We start from the raw sequence: 20,132 nt of genomic DNA on the forward strand, positions 1-20,132 counted from the left end.
AGCAACATCAGGCTTGACCTGTGAGGTCCTCCGAACACGAATGCTGCCGGCGAATTCGCCGGCAGCCTCGGAGGAGAGACCGTGCCGCCCGAAGGCGGACTGCCTCAGTGATGCAGGATTTTCGACAGGAACTGGCGGGCACGCTCGGAGCGCGCCTCCAGATTGCCGAAGAACTGCTCCTTCTCGCAATCCTCGACGATCTTGCCCTGGTCCATGAAGATCACGCGGTTGGCGACCTTGCGGGCGAAACCCATTTCGTGGGTCACGCACATCATGGTCATGCCTTCCTGCGCCAGCTGCACCATCACGTCCAGCACTTCATTGACCATTTCCGGGTCSAGGGCCGAGGTCGGTTCGTCGAACAGCATGCAGATCGGATCCATCGACAGCGCGCGGGCAATCGCCACGCGCTGCTGCTGGCCGCCGGACAACTGGCCCGGATACTTGGCCGCCTGGGCCTTCAGGCCCACCCGGTCCAGGTACTTCAGGCCCTTGGCGGTGGCTTCCTCCTTCGAGCGGCCGAGCACCTTCATCTGCGCGATGGTCAGGTTCTCGGTGATCGACAGGTGCGGAAACAGCTCGAAGTTCTGGAACACCATGCCCACGCGCGAACGCAGCTTCGGCAGGTTGGTCTTGGGCGAACCCACCGAGGTGCCATCCACCGTGATGTCGCCCTTCTGGAACGGCTCGAGGGCATTGACGGTCTTGATCAGCGTCGACTTGCCGGAACCCGACGGGCCGCACACCACCACCACCTCGCCCTTGGCGACCTTGGTGGTGCAATCGGTCAGCACCTGGAAGGCGCCGTACCACTTGGAGACGTTGTTGATTTCGATCATACGGCCACCTTTTTCTGGTAACGCTTAACCAGCAGCGATGCGGAGAAACAGATTAGGAAATACACCAGGCCGGCAAACAGCAGCATCTCCACGATGCGGCCATCGCGCTCGCCGATGCCGTAGGCCTGGCCAAAGAAGTCCGCCAGCGCGCTCACGTACACCAGCGACGTATCCTGGAACAGGATGATGCCCTGGGTCAGCAGCAGCGGCACCATGTTGCGGAAGGCCTGCGGCAGGATCACCAGCCGCATCGCCTGCCCGTATGTCATGCCCATGGCCTGCGCGGCGAACATCTGCCCGCGCGACACGCTCTGGATACCGGCGCGGATGATCTCGGAGTAATACGCCGCCTCGAACAGGGCGAAGGCGATCAGCGCCGAGGTCATGCGCAGGTCCGAAGCCTGCGACAGGTTGAACGTCTTCTGCAGGACCTGCGGGATGATCAGGAAGAACCACAGCAGCACCATCACCAGCGGGATCGACCGGAAGATGGTGACATAGCCTTGCGCAAACCAGTTCAGCGGCTTGACGGAAGACAGCCGCATCATTGCCAGGATGGTGCCCCAGACGATGCCGACCACCACCGCGGTGACGGTGATCTTGAGCGAGACCAGCATGCCCTCGCCCAGCACTTCCAGCGTGGTCGGGTTGATCGAGCTGAAATCGAATGAATATGCCATGACGGGTTCCCTTACTTGCTGCCGATGAAGCCGGGCACGCGGGTGCGTCCTTCGACCCAGCGCATGATCAGCATGACGATGATATTGATCAGCGCGTACATCAACGTCACCGCAATGAAGGACTCATACGGGCGCGCCGTGTAGTCCACCAGCTGGCGCCCCTGTGCGGCCAGCTCCAGCAGCCCGATGGTCGAGGCCACCGCGGAGTTCTTGAAGATATTCAGGAACTCGGAGGTCAGCGGCGGCACGATGACGCGGAACGACATCGGCAGCAGCACGTAACGGTAAGTCTGGGCCAGCGTGAAGCCCATCGCCAGGCCGGCGTTGCGCTGGCCGGGCGGCAGCGAGTTGATCCCCGAGCGCACCTGCTCGCAAACCCGGGCCGCGGTGAAGGTGCCCAGGCAGAACATGGCTGCCAGGAACTGCTGGGCGAAGGGGTTCATCTGCTTGATGGTCTCGCCGCCGGGCAACAGCTCGGGCATGACGAAATACCAGATGAACAGCTGCACCAGCAGCGGAATATTACGGAAGATCTCGACGTAGGTGGCGGCCAGGCCGGACAGCCACTTGTTGGGCACCGTGCGCAGCACGCCGAGTACCGAGCCGATGACGAGCGCGATGATCCACGACGTGAGGCCGAGTGCAATGGTGACCTTCAGGCCGGAGATCATCCAGTCCAGGTAGGTCTCGTTCTGGGCCGCCTGCTCGAGGAATACACCCCAATGCCAACTGTAGTTCATGATGTGTCCTAAAAAGAAACGGAAGGACATGCCTTCCGTTTCACACAACCGGAATCCCAGTATCAGTCAAGCGCCTTGTCGTTCGGCGTCTTGAACAGCGCCTTCATGTCTTCCGACAGCGGGAAGTCCAGGTTCAGGCCCTTGGGAGGAACCGGTTGCTGGAACCACTTGGTGTACAGCGTGTTGATCGAGCCATCCTTCATCATGCCGGTGATGACATGGTCGGCCAGCTTCTTGAACGGTGCATCGTCCTTGCGGATCATGCAGCCATAAGACTCGCGCGATTGCGGCTTGCCCACCACGATCCAGTCGGCCGGGCTCTTGGCCTTGGCGCGCTCGCCGTACAGCAGCGCGTCGTCCATCATGAAGGCGACGGCGCGGCCCGATTCCAGCGTCAGGAACGACTGGCCATGGTCCTTGGTGCTGATGATGTTCATGCCCAGTTTCTGGTCATCGTTCATCTTGCGCAGCAGGCGTTCCGAGGTGGTGCCGGCGGTGGTCACCACATTCTTGCCCTTCAGGTCGGCCCAGTCCTTGATGCCGCCATCCTTCTTCACCATGATGCGGGTGCCGATGATGAAGATGCTGGTGGTGAACGATGCCTGCTTCTGGCGCTCGAGATTATTGGTGGTGGAACCACACTCGATGTCGATGGTGCCGTTCTGCAGCAGGGTGATACGGTTCTGCGAGGTAATCGGGATTTCCTTGACCTGCAGGTTAGGCAGCTTCAATTGATCCTTGACGGCTTCCACGATCTTGATGTTGATGTCGTAGGAATAGCCGACCTGGCGCACGCCGCCGAGGTTGTAATTGAACGGAATCGACGACTCGCGCACGCCAAGCGTAATCACACCGGTGTCTTTGATCTTCTGCAGCGTGCCCGTCAATTGCTCGGCCGCCTGTGCGGTTCCGCACAGCACGCCAGCAGCAATCATCAGGGAAGCCAACTTGGCAACATTCATAAACATCTCCTTGACCATGAAGAGAAAGGCGGGACTCTAACAAAAAACAGCCCGCCGACGAAATAGTATTGCGCACGCAAGCACTCAAGACAACGGGTTTTTCCCCTAACAGCGCCAATCAAGGCATGGTTTGCGGGATAAACCAAGGCATCCATCCATTCCCGCAAGGCCCTGGTTCCGCCGTGCCGCGGCGCCCTTCCGCAATGCCGCGCCAGGCGCGGAACCCCCTCCGGCACTCTCGCGCACTCTCTCGCACTCTCCGGCACAAAGGACGAGCACATACGACAACGCGGCTGCCGGGAGACCCGGCAGCCGCGTTACCAATGCTGAATCGTCTTACTGCACTGCAGCATCGCTATTCGGCGATGCCAAGTCCGCAAGCCGCGCCTGGCATCAGGGATAGAGGCCACGCATTTCGCGCGCCTGCAGAATCCGCGTGCAGGCCACGATAAACGCGGCCGTGCGCAAGGTAACCTTATTGTCCTGGGCGACCTGCCAGATCGCACGGAATGCCTCTTGCATGATTCGTACCAGGCGCTGGTTGATTTCCTCTTCGGTCCAGAAAAAGCTGGAAAAATCCTGTACCCACTCGAAATAGGAAACCGTCACGCCGCCGGCATTGGCGATGACGTCCGGCGCCACCAGGATATTGCGCTCGCGCAGGATGTCGTCGGCCTCGGGCGTGGTCGGGCCGTTCGCACCTTCGATGACCATGCGTGCCTTGATGTGGGGCGCGTTCTGGGCGGTGATCTGCCCTTCCAGCGCGGCCGGGATCAGGATTTCGCAATCCACCTGCCAGAATTGCTCGGCGGAAATGGTTTCGCCCTGGAAGCCTTCGATGGTGCCGCTATGCGAGGCATATTCCATCATGGCGGGCACGTCCAGGCCAGCCGGGTTGTACAGCGCGGTGCGGTGGTCCTGCACCGCCACCACCTTGGCGCCTGCCTCATGGAACAGCTTGGCGGCCACGGCGCCCACATTGCCGAAGCCCTGCACCACCACGCGCGCGCCCTTGATCTCCAGGCCCAGGTTGCGGGCAGCTTCCGAGCCCACCACGAAGACGCCGCGGCCGGTTGCCTCGCGCCGTCCCAGCGAGCCGCCCAGCGAGATCGGCTTGCCGGTGACCACGCCGGTGGAGGTGCTGCCGGAATTCATGGAGTAAGTGTCCATCATCCACGCCATCACCTGCTCGTTGGTGTTGACGTCGGGCGCCGGGATGTCCTTGTTGGGCCCGATGATGATGTTGATCTCGCTGGTGTAGCGGCGCGTCACGCGCTCCAGCTCCGAGCGCGAGAGGGAGCGCGGGTCGACACGGATGCCGCCCTTGGCGCCGCCGTAGGGCACGTTGACCGCGGCGTTCTTGACCGACATCCAGGCCGACAGGGCCATCACCTCGGACAAGGTCACGTCCTGGTGGAAGCGCACGCCGCCCTTGCCCGGGCCGCGCGACAGGTTGTGCTGCACGCGATAGCCTTCGAAGTGGGCAATGGTGCCGTTGTCCATCTCGATCGGCACGTCCACCACCAGCGCACGCTTGGGGCGCTTCAGGGTCTCGACCCAGCGGGCCAGCGAACCCAGGTAGGGCGTGACGCGATCGACCTGCTGCAGGTAGATGCCCCACGGCCCGAGCGCTTCGGGGTTCAGGTAGGACGGCAGGATATGGGACGAAGCGGGGGACGAAGCGGGGGACGGGCTGGCGGGCTTGAACGCTGCTACGGAAGACATCGTTTGGTTCCGGTGTGAAGGTGCCGCCAGCTTAGGGGAGGCGGCACTGCCGAAGCCAATGCCGTTTGATCATCCCGTTATGCACAGATTGCATAACCTTGTCGGCAGCGTTGTGCCTGCCTTCGCGGGAGAAGCGGGGCGTCAGGTGCCTGGTTGCGCGGGCAGGCCCTGGGCCGCGAGCGACGACCAGACGCGGTCCACCAGCTGGCGTTTGCTGCGCACCTGCGCGCTACGCCGCTCGCTGATGGCTTCGCCCGGCTTCTCGCGGTAAAGGCGGATTTCCATATCGATCGACAGCGGCACCCCGCGTGCCGCCTCCGCCCGCACCAGCCGGTGCTGCGCCAGCTCCTCGCGCACCGCGCTCTCCGGCAGGAAGGCCATGCCGTGCCCGGCGAGCGCCATCACCTTGAGCGCCTCCGCCATATCGGTCTCGTAGCATTTGTCCAGCTTGAGCGCGTCCGTGGTTTCCGACAGCAGCATGTCGACCATGCGGCCAAGGAAGGCGTTGGGCGTGTAGCTGAGGAAAGGCACCGGCTTCTTGTCGGTTCCCGGCAGGCGGTACAGCGGTTTGCCGGCGGCGTCCGGCACGCTGTAGGGCGACAGCCGCTCGGTGCCGAGCACCAGCATGTCGTAGTGCGCCGGGTCGAGCTGAATGGCCTGGCGGGCGTGGTGGTAGACCATCACCAGGTCGCAGCCTCCGTCCACCAGCGCCAGCACCGCGTCGTGCACGTTGAGCGCGCGCAGGCGGCATGGCAGCGTACCGATCTCGCGCTCCACCGCCTTGAGCCATTCCGGGAAGAAGGTCAGCGACAGCGTATGCGGCACGGCAAATTCCAGCACCTGGGCATTGGCCGAGCGCTGTCCGCGCATCAGCGCCCGGGTTTCGCTGACCTGGGCCAGCATGGCCAGCGCCTGCTCGTAGAACACCTTGCCCGCCGGCGTCAGGCTGGTGGGATAGGTGGAGCGGTCGATCAGCTCCGTGCCCACCCAGGACTCCAGCGACTGGATCCGGCGCGAGAACGCAGGCTGCGTTACATGACGCTGCTCGGCGGAGCGCGAGAAGCTGTGCGTCTCTGCCAGGCTGACGAAGTCTTCAAGCCACTTGATTTCCATGAGGCGGCATTATCCACCGCCTTCCCGCGTTTTCGCCACCGTCAGGAATGAAATTCCACTATCTTGCTATTTATTGGAATCAGATTACACTTCGAGTCAGATTTGCACGACAAAACGCACGCGTTTGCTAGAGGCTGGAAGCTATGATGGTCGCAGACCAACAAGGAGCCCCTCATGGCCACCCAGCAAGCCAGCGCCGCCGATATAGCCAGCCATGCGCGTCGCGCTACCGTCCTTGGCACTCTCGACGCGATCGATGGCCAGCCGGACCTCTTCGCCCAGTTCTCCGACGGCATGTCGTCGGCCTTTGCCGCGAGCGCGCGCATGGTGGCGCAAGGCATCGAGGCCGGCCTGCCGGATGCGGCCAGGCTGCTGGCGCTACTGCCCGAAGCATTGCGCGAGGGCTCGGCCCAGGGCTATGTGCGCCATCTGGTGCACGCCGATCCGCTGGCACGCTACTCCGCCATGCTGATCGTCTGGCGGCCTGGCCAGCACAGCCCGGTGCACGGGCACCAGACCTGGTGTGCCTACCGGGTGCTGCGCGGCACGCTGCATGAGCGCCACTACCGCTGGGACGCACAGGACCGGCAGGCGCGGCCGTGTGGCGAGATCACGCGCACGGCGGGAGATACCTTCAGCGTGCCGGCCGGGTTGGGCCATATCCATGCGCTCGGCAACGACGGCGACGACGTGGCAGTGTCGCTGCATATCTACGGGGTGGACCAGGAACACATCCGCAGCGGTGTGAACCTGCTGGTAGACGCGGCCTGAGTTTGCGAGGCGTGCGGCCAGCCACTGGAAACACGCTGCGCGCTACAGGATTCAGCCATGGACCGTTACGACCGCCAGATACTTGCCGCACTTCAGGAAGACGCTACCGTGCCGGTGGCCGAGCTGGGCGAGCGGGTGGGGCTCACGTCCACGCCATGCTGGCGGCGTGTGCAGAAGCTGGAGGAAAGCGGCGTGATACGCAAGCGCGTGGCGTTGCTGGATCCCGTGCTGCTGAATGTGGGGGTGACGGTGTTTGTTTCGGTTCGCACCAGCCAGCATAGCGTCAAGTGGCTGAAGACCTTCCACGATCTTGTCGCATCGATTCCCGAGGTCACGGAGTTCTACCGGATGGCGGGCGATACCGACTACTTGCTGCGCGTGGTGGTGCCGGATATCGCCGCCTATGACGGCGTGTACAAGAAGCTGATCCAGGGCGCCGAACTGGCCGACGTGAGTTCGAGCTTTGCGATGGAGCAGATCAAGTACACGACGGCGTTGCCGTTGCATTACGTGTAGGTGGCTATTACATCACCTATTGTTGGCTGGAATATTGCTGGCTGAAATCTTCGCAACCGGATCTGCCGGAGCCGATTGCCGGCGCAAAATTGCCAACGATTTATCCGGGCGCCCGTGCAATCGAACCCGGTAGCGCGGGTCAGGCGTCCTGCGTGGCGTCGCCTGCCTCGATGGCCAGCGAGGCATCTTCAACCGGCGCCTCGCCCTCGGCCGCGCTGCGCGCCTGGATGCGCCACATCTCGGCGTAGCGGCCATCCAGCCGCATCAGGTCGGCATGGGTGCCGCGCTCGACGATGCGGCCATGATCCATCACCAGGATCTGGCCGGCATGCACCACGGTGGAAAGCCGGTGCGCGATCAGCAGCGTGGTGCGGTTCTGCGCCAGCCGCATCAGCTCGGCCTGGATGGCCTGTTCGGTGCGCGAGTCCAGCGCCGAGGTGGCTTCGTCGAAGACCAGGATCGGCGGGTTCTTCAGCAGCGTGCGCGCGATCGCCACGCGCTGCTTTTCGCCGCCCGAGAGCTTGAGGCCGCGCTCGCCCACGGGCGTGTCGTAGCCCTGCGGCAACTCGCGGATGAAGGCGTCGATCTGGGCCGCGCGCGCCGCCTCGATGACCTCGTCGCGGCTGGCGTCGGGACGGCCGTAGGCGATGTTGTAGTAGATGCTGTCGTTGAACAGCACGGTGTCCTGCGGCACGATGCCGATGGCGCGGCGCAGGCTGTCCTGCGTGATCGAGCGGATATCCTGGCCGTCGATCTCGATGCCGCCGCTGCTCACGTCGTAGAAGCGGAACAGCAGACGCGCCAGCGTGGACTTGCCCGAGCCGCTGTGGCCCACCACGGCGGTGGTGGTGCCGGCGGCGATGGTGAAGTCCACATCGTCCAGGATCACGCGGTTGCTCTCGTAGCCGAAGCCCACATGGGCAAAGCGAACCTCGGCGCCGCCCACGCGCAAGGCAGCCGCGCCCGGCGCATCTGCGACTTCGCGGTTGGTGCCCAGCAGCACGAACATGCGGTCCATATCGGTGGTGGCCTGCTTGATCTCGCGGTAGATCACGCCGAGGAAGTTCAGCGGAATGTACAGCTGGATCATCAGCGTGTTCACCAGCACCAGGTCGCCCAGCGTGAGCTTGCCGGCCGCCACGCCCACCGTGGCACGCCACAGGATCAGGATCAGCCCGGTGGCGATAATGGCCTGCTGGCCGAAGTTCAGGAACGACAGCGAGTTTTGCGAGCGGATCGCCGCGGTGCGGTACTTGCGCAGGTTCTCGTCATAGCGGCCGGCCTCGTACTCTTCGTTGCCGAAGTACTTGACGGTCTCGAAGTTGAGCAGGGAGTCGATCGCCTTCTGGTTGGCGCGCGAATCCAGGTCGTTCATCTTGCGCCGGAAGTGCGTGCGCCACTCGGTCACCACGATGGTGAAGATGATGTAGCTCACCAGCGCGCAGCCCGTGATGGCGGCGAACCAGATGTCGTAGTGCAGGATGAAGAAGCCCATCACCAGCCCCATCTCGACCAGGGTCGGCAGGATGCTGTAGAGCGAGTACGAGATCAGCGACTGGATACCGCGCGTGCCGCGCTCGATGTCGCGGCTCATGCCGCCGGTCTGCCGCTCCAGGTGAAAGCGCAGCGACAGCGCGTGCAGGTGGCGGAACACCTGCAAGGCGATCTCGCGCACTGCGCTCTGCGTGACCTTGGAGAACAGGATCTCGCGCAGCTCGGTGAACAAGGTGCCCGACAGCCGCAAGACCCCATAGGCCAGGATCAGCCCGACCGGCACCACCAGCAGCGCGGTGGCGCTGCCGGCGGGCACGTTCATGTTGTCCACCAGCTTCTTCATCAGCACCGGCACGCCCAGGTTGGCCACCTTGGCCGCCACCAGGCACACCAGCGCCAGCATCACGCGCCATTTGTAGTGCCAGACATAGGGCAACAGGTTGCGCACGGTCTGCCAGTCGCTGCGGGGAACGTTGGACTTGCCGAAGAGGGAATTTGGCTGGGCGGGGGACGGCTCGGCCGACGTGGAGTAGCGTCGCATACGTTAGAATTCGCTCGAATATGCGATTGTGGCAGAGATCGGCTTTGTTAGCCGGCGCCATAGCGCCTATCCTCGTCACGGAGCCTTCGCGACGCCCCGGACCGCGCGGCGGCAAGGTCACTCCGGCAAGCGCCTGGCCGCGCCGGCACCCTGCCGCGGCCCTGGCTACCCGCCCCAACCCTATCCAGCATCAAGCGATCATGAATCAAGCCGAAGTCCTCCCCTGCCTGCCCGCTGGCAAGAATCCCGCCTTGCGCGTCGTCCCCATGCCGGCGGACGCCAATGTGCACGGCGACGTCTTCGGCGGCTGGATCATGGCCCAGGTGGATATTGCCGGCTCGATCCCGGCGGTGGAGCGCGCCCAGGGCCGCGTGGCCACCGTGGCGGTGAACTCGTTCCTGTTCAAGCATCCGGTCTTTGTCGGCGACCTGGTGAGCTTCTACGCCGATATCGAGAAGACGGGCCGTACCTCGATCACCGTGTCGGTGGAGGTCTACGCGCAGCGCATGCGCCACAGCCACGAGATCGTCAAGGTGACCGAAGCCACCCTGACCTATGTCGCCACGGACGATTCGCGCCAACCGCGCGTGCTGCCGCAGGAAAAGGACGCGCGTTGTTAGTATCCTGAATCACAAATTCGTTGAATAAGTGTGCCGAGAAGACGCGCGATCCGTCGTCACAAATGCTCGCAAGGCTCCAGCCTTGCTGCGCTTCGTTCCTAGGCTCGCACGCCTTCTCGGCACACTTATTTTCTCAACGAATTTCAGATTCAGGATACTAATTAATTGAACTGCGAGAAGTCCGGGCGGCGCTTCTCGAAGAATGCCGTGAAGGCTTCCCTGGCTTCCGGCGCCTGCAGCATGCGCCGGAACACTTCGCCCTCCTCCGCCATCTTCGCCTGCACGGCAGCCTTGTCGCTGCCCTTTATCAGCCGCTTGGTCTCACGCAGCGACGAAGCCGGCAGCGCGGCCAGCTTGCGCGCCTGTTGCAGCACGAATTCGTGCAACTCCGCCACCGGCAGCACGCGCGTGACCAGGCCGATCTGCAGCGCTTCCTGCGCACCGAAGGCCTCGCCCAGCAGCAGCTTCTCGGCAGCACGCTGGTGGCCCAGCAGGCGCGGCAACAGCATGCTCGATGCCGCTTCGGGGCACAGGCCCAACTGCACGAACGGCAGCGACAGCTTCGCTGTCTCGGAGGCATACACCATGTCGCAATGCAGCAGCATCGTCGTGCCCACGCCGACCGCCGGACCGCTCACCGCCGCCACCAACGGCTTGCTGGCCTGGCTGATCTGCTGCAGGAACTGGAACACCGGCGGGGGGTGATCGCCCTCGCCCGCAGTGGGCGGGCGCTGCATGAAATCCTCAAGGTCATTGCCCGCGGTGAACACTTCCGGCTTGCCGCGGATCACGATCACGCGCACGGCGGGGTCGCTATCGGCGGCGCGCAGCGTATCGGCCATGGCCTGGTACATCGCCGCGGTGATGGCGTTCTTCTTGTCGAGACGATCGAACTCGATGGTCAGGATGCCTTGTTCGAGGGTGGTCAGGATGCTCATGAAATGGTCTTCTCCTTACTGCCTGGTTGACTTGTCTGCCTTCCCCTGCACGGGAACATAAGCCGGCTATTCGAGCAGCGGCGGATCTTCGCAAAGGTAGCTCATCCCGAACGCCTTCGCTCCGACGTTGAGCGCCACCGTCAGGCTCATCGGCGCCAGCATCAGTTCCACGTCATGCTGCCGCGCCGTGCGCGCGAGCGACTGGAAAGCCGGCAAGGCCTGTATCAACTCCGGTGGTCCCGCGTAGCTCAGCGACACCGCCGGGCTCAGCAATCGCCCGCTGCGGATGCATTGCTCCGCGTGCGCCATCACCCGGCGCATGCCTTCGTCCGCGCCGCGTACCTTGGCCGCCGGCTCGGTCCGGCCGCGATGCATATGCACGATGGGGCGGATATTGAAGGCGCTGCCGAGCATATAGCGGCCCCAGGTGATGCTGTTCTCACCCTTGTGCCTTGCGCGCGTGTACATGTAGAGCAACTCGTCGGGCACCAGGAACATGTGCGCGGCGTCGCGCAGACGCGTCTCGACGGCCTCCACCACCGCCTGCGCGCCGGCGCCGCCATTGAGCATGCGGGCGGCCTCGCGCACGATCAACGCCTGGCCCGGACCGATCGCGCCGGTATCGATCACCGTCAGTTCGAACAGTCCCGTGCGGCCCGCGTCCTTGCGCGGCTTGAAGCTCTTGGCCACGGTGCCGACCACCGCGCCGCTGGCATGCGCGTACAGCTTGCTGCGGCTGCTGGCGATGGTGAGCAGCAGCGCGCGGTCGCATGAAGTCACCACATGCTTGAGCATATGGTCTTCGATCTCGCGCTCGAGCAACGGAATGGATTCGGCGTAGTGGTCCTGCTTGCCGACCAGGTATTGCTCGTATAGCGACGGCAACGCCGGCTCGTCGCGCACATCCGCCACGAAGCGGTCGCCCGCGCGGATGCGGAACGGCACCGTGTGTATCCCGAGTTCGGCCATCAGCGCGCGCGGCATATCGCACGCGGCGTCGGCCAGAATGACTGTCTCCTGCATGTTGCTGTCTCCTCCGTGTCAGGTGGGCCGCGTCGGGGCGGCAGCTGTCTCCTTGTCATGGCGCTGCTTTCTTCACCTGATAGAGGGTCGGGGGATGTCAGGGTGCCGGCGCTTTCCTGATGCCCGCCCTCTCCCCCGCCCCTTCCCCGCAAGCGAGCGCAGCGGAGGAGGGGAGCAAGACGTCGACAAACGAGCCGTATCGCTGTCGTGACGTTGCTTGCTTTTTGTGGCGCGTTCAGACGCGCTCGAAGATACCTGCCGCGCCCATGCCCGTACCGACGCACATGGTCACCATGCCATACTTCAGGTTGTTACGGCGCAGCGCGTGCACCACGGTGGCCGAACGGATCGCGCCGGTGGCGCCCAGCGGGTGGCCCAGGGCAATGGCGCCGCCCATCGGGTTGACCTTGGCCGGGTCCAGCTGCAGGTCGCGCATCACCGCCAGCGACTGCGCGGCGAAGGCTTCGTTGAGTTCGATCCAGTCGATCTGGTCCTGCGTCAGGCCGGCTGCCTTCAGCGCCGCGGGAATCGCCTCCTTGGGGCCGATGCCCATGATCTCGGGCGGCACGCCGCGCACCGCGAACGACACGAAGCGCGCCAGCGGCACCAGGTTGAACTGCTTGAGGATCTTTTCCGAAACCAGGATCAGCGCGCCGGCGCCGTCGGAGGTCTGCGAGCTGTTGCCGGCGGTGACGCTGCCCTTGTTGGCGAACACCGGGCGCAGCTTGCCCAGGCCTTCGATGGAGGTCTGCGGACGCGGGCCTTCGTCGAGCGAGATCGTGCGCGTCTTCACGTCGACCTGGCCGCTGGCCAGGTTGGGGAACTTCTCGACGATGTCCACCGGGGTGATCTCGTCCTTGAACTCGCCGGCCTGCTGCGCGCGGATGGCCTTCTGGTGCGAGGCCAGCGAGAAGGCGTCCTGGTCTTCACGGCTGACCTGCCATTGCTGCGCGACCTTCTCCGCGGTCAGGCCCATGCCGTAGGCAATGCCAATGTTCTCGTCGCGCTCGAAGATCGACGGCGACATCGACGGCGAGTTGCCCATCATCGGCACCATGCTCATCGATTCCACGCCGGCGGCGATCATCACGTCGGACTCGCCCACGCGGATGCGGTCGGCCGCCATCGCCACCGCCGACACGCCGGAGGCGCAGAAGCGGTTGACGGTGATGCCGCCCACGGTGTTCGGCAGGCCCGACAGCAGCGCGCCGATACGTGCCACGTTCAAGCCTTGCTGGGCTTCGGGAATCGCGCAGCCCACGATGGCGTCTTCGATCAGCCTCGGATCGAGATTCGGCACCTGCGCCACGGCCGCACGCAGGATGGTGGCCAGCAGGTCGTCCGGACGGGTGTTCTTGTACGCGCCCTTGGGGGCCTTGCCGATCGGCGTGCGGGTCGCGGCAACGATGTATGCGTCTTGCAGTTGTTTCATGATGTCGGTTCCTCGCCTGCCTTAGTTGCGCACCGGCTTGCCGGTCTGCAGCATGCCCATGATGCGTTCCTGGGTCTTGCCCGTGCCGAGCAGGTCGACAAAGGCCTGGCGCTCCAGCGCCAGCAGCCACTCCTCGCTGACCAGCGAGCCGGCTTCCACGTCGCCGCCGCACACTACCTCGGCAATGCGGCTGGCGATCAGGAAGTCGTGCGCGGAGATAAAGCCGCCGTCGCGCAGATTGGCCAGCGAAGCCTTGATGGTGGCAATGCCCGAACGGCCCGCCACCGGCACCAGCGTGCCCGGCACCGGCGCGCGGTAGCCGGCGTTGGCCAGCGCGCGCACTTCATTCCGGGCGACATAAAGCAACTCATGCACGTTGAACACGATGATGTCCGACGGTTGCAGGTAACCCATCTTCTGCGCGTCCAGCGCCGAAGCCGAGACCTTGGCCATGGCCGCGGCCTGGAAGCGGTTGGTGAGGAACTGCAGGTAGTTGGTGCTGCCCGCGGCTTGTGCCGCGCGTGCTGCTGCCAGCGCGGCTTCCTTCAGGCCGCCGCCCGCCGGCACCAGGCCCACGCCCACTTCCACCAGGCCGATATAGGTTTCCAGCGCGGCCACRCGCYTGGCCGAATGSAGCATGAGTTCGCAGCCGCCGCCCAGCGCAATGCCGGACGCCGCCGACACCACCGGCACGGCTGAGTACTTAACGCGCATCATGCCGTCCTGGAACTTCTTGACGAAGGGCTCGATGCCCTTGGCGCCGCCCATCATGAAGGCCGGCATCGCGGCTTCCAGGTTGGCGCCCGCGGAGAACGGACCGCCCGGCGCGCCCAGTCGCAGCGAGGTGGGCTGCCATACCACCAGGCCCTTGTACCCGGCTTGCGCCAGGTCGATGGCTCGCGTCAGGCCGTCGATCACGTCCGGCCCGATGGTGTTCATCTTGCTCTTGAACGAGACCACCAGCACATCGTCCTGGCCTTCGCCCACCCAGATGCGCACGGCATCGTTTTCTTCCACGGTGCGGCCGGCCTTGCGCGGGTCGGCAGCCGCCGTGCCCTTGACCGCGGCGCGGAACACCTGGCGCTCGTACACCGGCAGCGCGTTGCGCTGCACGAACGCCTGCGCGGCCGGCGACCACGAACCCTGCTCGCCATGTACGCCCTGGTTCGTTGCAACCGGGCCTTCGAACACCCACGCCGGCAGCGCTGCGTTTGACAACGCCTTGCCTGCATCGATGTCTTCCTTCACCCACTCGGCCACCTGCTTCCAGCCTGCGGATTGCCAGTCCTCGAAGGGACCGGAATTCCAGCCGAAGCCCCAGCGGATCGCCAGGTCAATGTCGGCTGCCGAGCCGGCGATCTGCTCGAGGTAGACGCCGATGTAATGGAATACGTCGCGGAACACCGCCCACAGGAACTGCGCCTGCGGGTTGCTGGATTCGCGCAGCAGCTTGATGCGTTCGGCCGGCTCCTTCTTCAGCATGCGCACCACGATCTCGTCGGCCTTCTTGCCGGATTCGACGTACTGGCCCGTCTTCGGGTCCAGCACCTTGATCGCCTTGCCTTCCTTTCTGTAAAAGCCGGCGCCGGTCTTCTGGCCGAGCGCACCTGCGTCCACCAGGCCCTTGAGCACCGCGGGCGTCTTGTACACCGGCGCGAACGGATCGTCCTGCAGCGTGTCCTGCATGGTCTTGATCACATGGGCCATGGTGTCCAGGCCCACCACGTCGGCGGTGCGGAAGGTGGCGGATTTGGCGCGGCCCAGCTTGGAGCCGGTCAGGTCATCGACCACGTCAAAGGGGATGCCGTACTTCCCGGCCTCGGCGAACACCGCCAGGATCGAGAAGATGCCAACACGGTTGGCGATGAAGTTGGGCGTATCCCTGGCCCGCACCACGCCCTTGCCGAGCGTGGAGGTCAGGAAGGTTTCCAGCCGGTCCAGGATCGCTGGCTGCGTGGTGGCGGTCGGGATCAGTTCCACCAGGTGCATGTAGCGCGGCGGGTTGAAGAAGTGCACGCCGCAGAAGCGCGACTTCAGATCCGCATCGAAGCCATCCGATAGCGCGGTGATCGACAGGCCCGAGGTGTTGGTGGCGAAGATGGTGTGCGAAGCCAGGTGCGGCGCGACCTTCTTGTACAGGTCGTGCTTCMAGTCCATGCGCTCGGCAATTGCCTCGATCACCACGTCGCACTCCCTGAGCAGCGCGAGGTCGTCTTCGTAGTTGGCGGCCTGGATCAGGCCGGCTTCGTCCTTGATGCTAAGCGGCGCCGGCGAGAGCTTCTTCAGGTTCTCGATGGCACCCAGCGAGATGCCGTTCTTGGGGCCTTCCTTGGCGGGGAGGTCGAACAGGACCACAGGCACGCGGGCATTGACGAGGTGGGCCGCGATCTGCGCGCCCATGACGCCGGCGCCCAGTACCGCGACCTTCTTGACGATGAAATTGGACATGCGCGCTCCCAGGAAAATGAGCGTTGAGATGAGGTGGGTTGGCTGCGCGCCGGCGCACGGCGCCAGCGCGAAGACAACCGTATGAAGTCAGAACCGCTGCGTCAGAACAGATCCGCGTCCAGCGCCATCAATGTCGCCGAACCGGCACGCGCCATGCGGATCTGCGATGCGGTCTCCGGCAGCAGCCTGGCAAAATAGAAGCGCGCGGTAGCCAGCTTGGTGGTGTAGAACTTGTCGCCGCCGGCTTCCTTCTCCAGCGCGATCCTGGCCATGCGGGCCCAGAAGTACGAGAACACCAGGTGGCCCACCACGCGCAGGTAAGGCACCGCGGCAGCGCCGACTTCGTCGGGGTTGGCCATGGCCTTCATGCCGATTTCCATGGTGAGCTTCTGCACCTTGTCGCCCAGGTCGGCCAACGGATTGACGAACTCCTGCATGGCTTCGTTGGTGCCCTCTTCCTCGACGAACGCCTGCACGATCTTGCCGAAGGCCTTCATCTTGGCGCCCATGTCGCCCAGGATCTTGCGGCCCAGCAGGTCCAGCGCCTGGATGGTGTTGGTGCCTTCGTAGATCATGTTGATGCGCGCGTCGCGCACGTACTGCTCCATGCCCCACTCGGCGATGTAGCCGTGGCCGCCGAACACCTGCATGCCTTCGTTGGTGGCAGTGAACGCGTTGTCGGTCAGGAAGGCCTTGATCACCGGCGTCAGCAGCGCGACTAGGTCGCCCGCTTCCTTGCGCACGGCTTCGTCCGGATGCGACAGCTCACGGTCGATCTGCAGCGCGGTCCAGTAGCTGAACGCGCGGCCGCCTTCGGCGAAAGCCTTCTGCGTCAGCAGCATGCGGCGCACGTCCGGGTGCACGATGATCGGGTCAGCCGGCTTGTCCGGTGCCTTCGGGCCGGTCAGCGCGCGCATCTGCAGGCGGTCCTTGGCGTAGGCCAGGGAGTTCTGGTAGGCCACTTCGGTCAGGCCCAGGCCCTGCATGCCCACGCCCAGGCGGGCGGCGTTCATCATCACGAACATGGCGTTCAGGCCCTTGTTGGGCTCGCCCACCATCCAGCCGCGCGCGCCGTCCAGGTTCATCACGCAGGTGGCGTTGCCGTGGATGCCCATCTTGTGCTCGATCGAGCCGCACTTGATGCCGTTGCGCTGGCCCGGGTTGCCGTTGGCATCGGGGACGAACTTCGGCACCACGAACAGCGAGATGCCCTTGGTGCCCTGTGGCGCGTCCGGCAGGCGCGCCAGTACCAGGTGAATGATGTTGGCGGACAGATCGTGCTCGCCGGCCGAGATAAAGATCTTGGTGCCGCTGATGCTGTAGGAGCCGTCGCCCTGCGGCTCGGCCTTGCTGCGCAGGATGCCCAGGTCGGTGCCGCAATGCGGCTCGGTGAGGCACATGGTGCCGGTCCATTCGCCGGACACCAGCTTGGGCAGGTACAGCTTCTGCAGCTCGGGCGTGCCGTGCGCGTGCAGTGCTTCGTACGCGCCGTGCGACAGGCCGGGGTACATGGTCCACGCCTGGTTGGCCGAGTTCAGCATCTCGTACAAGGCGTTGTTGACCAGGATGGGCAGGCCCTGGCCGCCGAATTCCGGGTCGCAGCCCAGTGCCGGCCAGCCGGCTTGCACATACTGCTGGTAGGCTTCCTTGAAGCCCTTGGGCGCGGTCACCACGCCGTCGCCGACGTAGGTGCAGCCTTCGCGGTCGCCGCTCTGGTTGAGCGGGAATACCACCTCGGAGCAGAACTTGCCGGCTTCCTCGAGCACCTGGTTGATGGTGTCCGCGTCGATGTCGGCGTGCTTCGGCAGCGCCTTGAGTTCGGCTTCCACGCCGAGCAATTCATGGAGCACGAACTGCATGTCGCGCAACGGTGCGGTGTACTGGCCCATCAAAGACTCCTTGGAGGTTTGCAAAGCCGCTACGCCGCCCGTGCACGATCCGGCACGGGACGCCACGGCGGCATCAGGTACGGTAGGACTGAATCAACTTGTTTAGCGCGACCATGGCCAGCTCCGCACTGGCGGGCAGGCGCAGGAAACGGGCGTCATGATGCAAGCCTAGTTCAAGGCTGTACATTTCAAACAGCATCAGGCGCGGATCGCAATCCGCGCGCAGGTGCCCCTCGTCCTTGGCCTGGTCGATGGCACGGTGCAACGCGGAGCGCCAGATGGTGACGCTCTTGACGAGTTCGTCACGCACCGGGCTTTCCGCGCGGTCGTCGTACTCCACGGCCCCGCTGATGTAGATGCATCCCGTGGTCACTTCCTGGATGCGCTTTTCCATCCAGCGGCGCACCATGGACTGCAGGCGTGGCAAGCCGCGCGGTTCGTGCAGCGAAGGATAGAACACCTCCTGCTCGAATCGGCGGTGGTACTCGCGCACCACTTCCACCTGCAGATCCTCGCGCGAACCGAAATGCGCGAACACGCCGCTTTTGCTCATCTGCATACGTTCCGCCAACAAGCCGATGGTCAAGCCTTCGAGCCCGTCGCGGGACGACAGCTCCAGCGCGGCATCCAGAATCGCCACGCGCGTCATTTCCCCCTTGCGCATGGGCGCGGGGGACGCGGATGTGGCGGATTCGAGACGAGCTGAATGGTGTCGCATGATTTTTTCTCCGTTCTTCGCCGCGCGATCCTGATCGCGCGGCGTTTGACCCTGACCTGATGCTTTTTCGCTGCCTGACTGCCTTGCTGTGACCACCCGGCAGACGCGAATTCACGCAGTCTAAGTCAAAAAAGAACGATCGTTCAGATTATTGTGATGACGACCGCCGGCAGCAAGCTTTTTATTAGATCGGGGTTTCTAAACGCGGTGGCCGCGCCTCTTGCGCTGCAACATGCCACCGCGCAGCGCGACAGCGATATTTTCCGCCTCTCGTGCCGCATAGCAGCATGGCCGCGCGCCCCGGCGCATTGTCCCGCGGTCAGTAGCGCCCTGTCACGCCCGCGATGATCACGCCCACGCGCATCACCATGTACGCGGCCCAGCTCCCCATCCGGCGCAACGCCGAGCGCCGCGCATGGGTGGCGGCCTTGACCTCCTTGCTGCGCGAGGCAATGGCAAGCTCCAGTTCCTGGCGCAGTTCGGCGCAAAAGCCGCCATCGTAGACCACCACATTGGCCTCGCGCGCCAGCAGCAGGCTGAACGGATCCATATTGCTGGAGCCGACCGTGGCCCAGGCATCGTCGACCACCGCCACCTTGGCGTGCAGGAAACTCTCCGCGTATTCGTAGATCTCCACGCCGGCGTCGAGCAAGGCCGCATAGAGCGCATGCGTCGCGTAGTGCTGCAAGCGGTACTCGACCATGCCCTGCAGCAGCAGCCGCACGCGCACGCCGCGCTTGCGGCACGCCAGCAAGGCGCGGCGCATCTTGTGCCCGGGCAGGAAATACGCATTGGCGATGATGACCTCCCGCCGCGCGCCGCCCAGCGCCTGCAGATACTGGCGCTCGATGGCACGGCGGTTGCGCAGGTTGTCGCGCAGCAGCAGCGCGGCGCGCATGCCGCCGGCGTGGTCCTGGCGCGGCAGCGGCAGATCGGTGATCAGCGGGAATTCCGCCGCCACGCCCGCCAGGCCGACGCTGCGCATCTCGCCGCGCAGGGACAGCTGCCACCACAGGCGTTCGGCGCTCAGCGCGACCTGGTTGACCAGCGGGCCCCGCACCTCCACGGCGAAGTCATAGCGCGGGCCCAGCCCCTCGCTCTCGAACGGCCCGTGGTTGTGGTCGTCGATGATATTGATGCCGCCGACGAAGCCGATCTGCTGGTCGATCACCGCCAGCTTCCGGTGCAGCCTGCGCAGGTTGCGCCGCGCCAGGCTGAAGCCGTGCAAGGGACGGAATATCCTRAGGCATACCCCGCCCTCGCGCAGACGCTCGGCAAGCGCGGCCGGCATGTCGCCGGCGCCGAAGCCATCCACGACCAGATGCACGGTCACGCCACGACTGGCGGCGCGGATCAGGGCCTCGCTCACTGCCGTGCCGACCTCATCGTCGGCATAGATGTAGGTTTCCAGCGAAACCGAAAACCCCGCCTGGTCGATGGCGGCGATCAGTGCCGGGAAAAATTCCTTGCCGCCGCGCAGCAAGCGGACGGCGTTGCCTCCCGTGGGCTTGCCGCGGCGCCATTCGGAACGCAGCGGGCCTGCATGCCGTGGCGCGTGCGGGGTCGCCGATGCGTCGGCATCGTCGGCATCGGCGCGCGAAGCGGCGATGCCGACATGTGGCGCGTATGGCTGGCGTAGGAACGGATTCAGCGTCATGAGGCACATTATCAGCCACGTCGCCG

General features: G+C 64.6%; 17 protein-coding genes. 3 read left to right on the plus strand and 14 right to left on the minus strand.

The window, feature by feature from the left end; all coding sequences use genetic code 11:
• Positions 1-104 precede the first annotated feature (104 nt).
• The 6 genes from AC1DQ3_RS10855 to AC1DQ3_RS10880 all read right to left on the minus strand — a co-directional run bounded on the left by AC1DQ3_RS10855 (position 105) and on the right by AC1DQ3_RS10880 (position 6,059).
• Positions 105-839: an amino acid ABC transporter ATP-binding protein gene (locus AC1DQ3_RS10855; protein WP_477120188.1), complete on the minus strand. Its 735-nt coding sequence runs from the start codon at positions 837-839 to the stop codon at positions 105-107.
• Positions 836-1,519: a glutamate/aspartate ABC transporter permease GltK gene (gltK, locus tag AC1DQ3_RS10860; RefSeq protein ID WP_477120189.1), complete on the minus strand. Its 684-nt coding sequence runs from the start codon at positions 1,517-1,519 to the stop codon at positions 836-838. The genes AC1DQ3_RS10855 and gltK overlap by 4 nt, the downstream gene beginning before the upstream one ends.
• A gap of 11 nt (positions 1,520-1,530) precedes the next feature.
• Positions 1,531-2,259, minus strand: coding sequence for an amino acid ABC transporter permease (locus tag AC1DQ3_RS10865; RefSeq protein ID WP_477120190.1), 729 nt, complete (start codon positions 2,257-2,259; stop codon positions 1,531-1,533).
• Positions 2,260-2,321: 62 nt separating this feature from the next.
• Entirely contained in the window at positions 2,322-3,221 is a 900-nt protein-coding gene (locus AC1DQ3_RS10870; protein ID WP_477120191.1) for a glutamate/aspartate ABC transporter substrate-binding protein, read from the minus strand.
• A 393-nt stretch (positions 3,222-3,614) separates the two neighbouring features.
• The gene (locus AC1DQ3_RS10875; protein WP_477120192.1) at positions 3,615-4,946 is read right to left on the minus strand and encodes a Glu/Leu/Phe/Val family dehydrogenase; all 1,332 of its coding nucleotides are present in this window, start codon (positions 4,944-4,946) and stop codon (positions 3,615-3,617) included.
• A 141-nt stretch (positions 4,947-5,087) separates the two neighbouring features.
• The gene (locus AC1DQ3_RS10880; RefSeq protein WP_477120193.1) at positions 5,088-6,059 is read right to left on the minus strand and encodes a LysR family transcriptional regulator; all 972 of its coding nucleotides are present in this window, start codon (positions 6,057-6,059) and stop codon (positions 5,088-5,090) included.
• A gap of 174 nt (positions 6,060-6,233) precedes the next feature.
• Between AC1DQ3_RS10880 and AC1DQ3_RS10885 the strand changes: the two genes are divergently transcribed.
• Both AC1DQ3_RS10885 and AC1DQ3_RS10890 read left to right on the plus strand, forming a co-directional pair.
• Complete coding sequence (locus tag AC1DQ3_RS10885) at positions 6,234-6,830, plus strand: cysteine dioxygenase family protein (protein ID WP_477120194.1); 597 nt, start codon at positions 6,234-6,236, stop codon at positions 6,828-6,830.
• A gap of 57 nt (positions 6,831-6,887) precedes the next feature.
• The gene (locus tag AC1DQ3_RS10890) at positions 6,888-7,346 is read left to right on the plus strand and encodes an Lrp/AsnC family transcriptional regulator (protein ID WP_477120195.1); all 459 of its coding nucleotides are present in this window, start codon (positions 6,888-6,890) and stop codon (positions 7,344-7,346) included.
• A 139-nt stretch (positions 7,347-7,485) separates the two neighbouring features.
• On the opposite strand, the gene AC1DQ3_RS10895 is transcribed toward AC1DQ3_RS10890, so the two are convergent.
• On the minus strand, positions 7,486-9,381 hold the full coding sequence (locus AC1DQ3_RS10895; protein ID WP_477120196.1) for an ABCB family ABC transporter ATP-binding protein/permease: 1,896 nt from the start codon (positions 9,379-9,381) through the stop codon (positions 7,486-7,488).
• A 200-nt stretch (positions 9,382-9,581) separates the two neighbouring features.
• Here AC1DQ3_RS10895 and AC1DQ3_RS10900 point away from each other — a divergent pair, with 200 nt between their 5' ends.
• Positions 9,582-10,001, plus strand: a complete 420-nt coding sequence (locus AC1DQ3_RS10900; protein WP_477120197.1) for an acyl-CoA thioesterase — start codon at positions 9,582-9,584, stop codon at positions 9,999-10,001.
• Between the two features lie 161 nt (positions 10,002-10,162).
• On the opposite strand, the gene AC1DQ3_RS10905 is transcribed toward AC1DQ3_RS10900, so the two are convergent.
• The 7 genes from AC1DQ3_RS10905 to clsB all read right to left on the minus strand — a co-directional run bounded on the left by AC1DQ3_RS10905 (position 10,163) and on the right by clsB (position 20,106).
• Positions 10,163-10,939 carry an enoyl-CoA hydratase gene (locus tag AC1DQ3_RS10905; protein ID WP_477120198.1) on the minus strand — a complete coding sequence of 259 codons (777 nt, stop codon included), beginning with the start codon at positions 10,937-10,939 and terminating at the stop codon, positions 10,163-10,165.
• A gap of 66 nt (positions 10,940-11,005) precedes the next feature.
• A complete protein-coding gene (locus tag AC1DQ3_RS10910; protein WP_477120199.1) occupies positions 11,006-11,962 on the minus strand; it encodes a DegV family protein in 957 nt (318 codons plus the stop codon).
• 235 nt (positions 11,963-12,197) lie between these two features.
• Positions 12,198-13,397, minus strand: a complete 1,200-nt coding sequence (locus tag AC1DQ3_RS10915; protein WP_477120271.1) for an acetyl-CoA C-acyltransferase — start codon at positions 13,395-13,397, stop codon at positions 12,198-12,200.
• A gap of 18 nt (positions 13,398-13,415) precedes the next feature.
• Positions 13,416-15,842: a 3-hydroxyacyl-CoA dehydrogenase/enoyl-CoA hydratase family protein gene (locus AC1DQ3_RS10920; protein ID WP_477120200.1), complete on the minus strand. Its 2,427-nt coding sequence runs from the start codon at positions 15,840-15,842 to the stop codon at positions 13,416-13,418.
• Positions 15,843-15,943: 101 nt separating this feature from the next.
• The gene (locus AC1DQ3_RS10925) at positions 15,944-17,731 is read right to left on the minus strand and encodes an acyl-CoA dehydrogenase C-terminal domain-containing protein (protein WP_477120201.1); all 1,788 of its coding nucleotides are present in this window, start codon (positions 17,729-17,731) and stop codon (positions 15,944-15,946) included.
• A 73-nt stretch (positions 17,732-17,804) separates the two neighbouring features.
• Positions 17,805-18,395 (minus strand): TetR/AcrR family transcriptional regulator, encoded by a 591-nt coding sequence (locus AC1DQ3_RS10930; protein WP_477120272.1) that lies wholly within the window; start codon positions 18,393-18,395, stop codon positions 17,805-17,807.
• Positions 18,396-18,768: 373 nt separating this feature from the next.
• Complete coding sequence (clsB, locus tag AC1DQ3_RS10935; protein WP_477120202.1) at positions 18,769-20,106, minus strand: cardiolipin synthase ClsB; 1,338 nt, start codon at positions 20,104-20,106, stop codon at positions 18,769-18,771.
• Between the last annotated feature and the right edge of the window lie 26 nt (positions 20,107-20,132).

The sequence above is a fragment of the Cupriavidus sp. 01T418 genome (assembly GCF_056398885.1).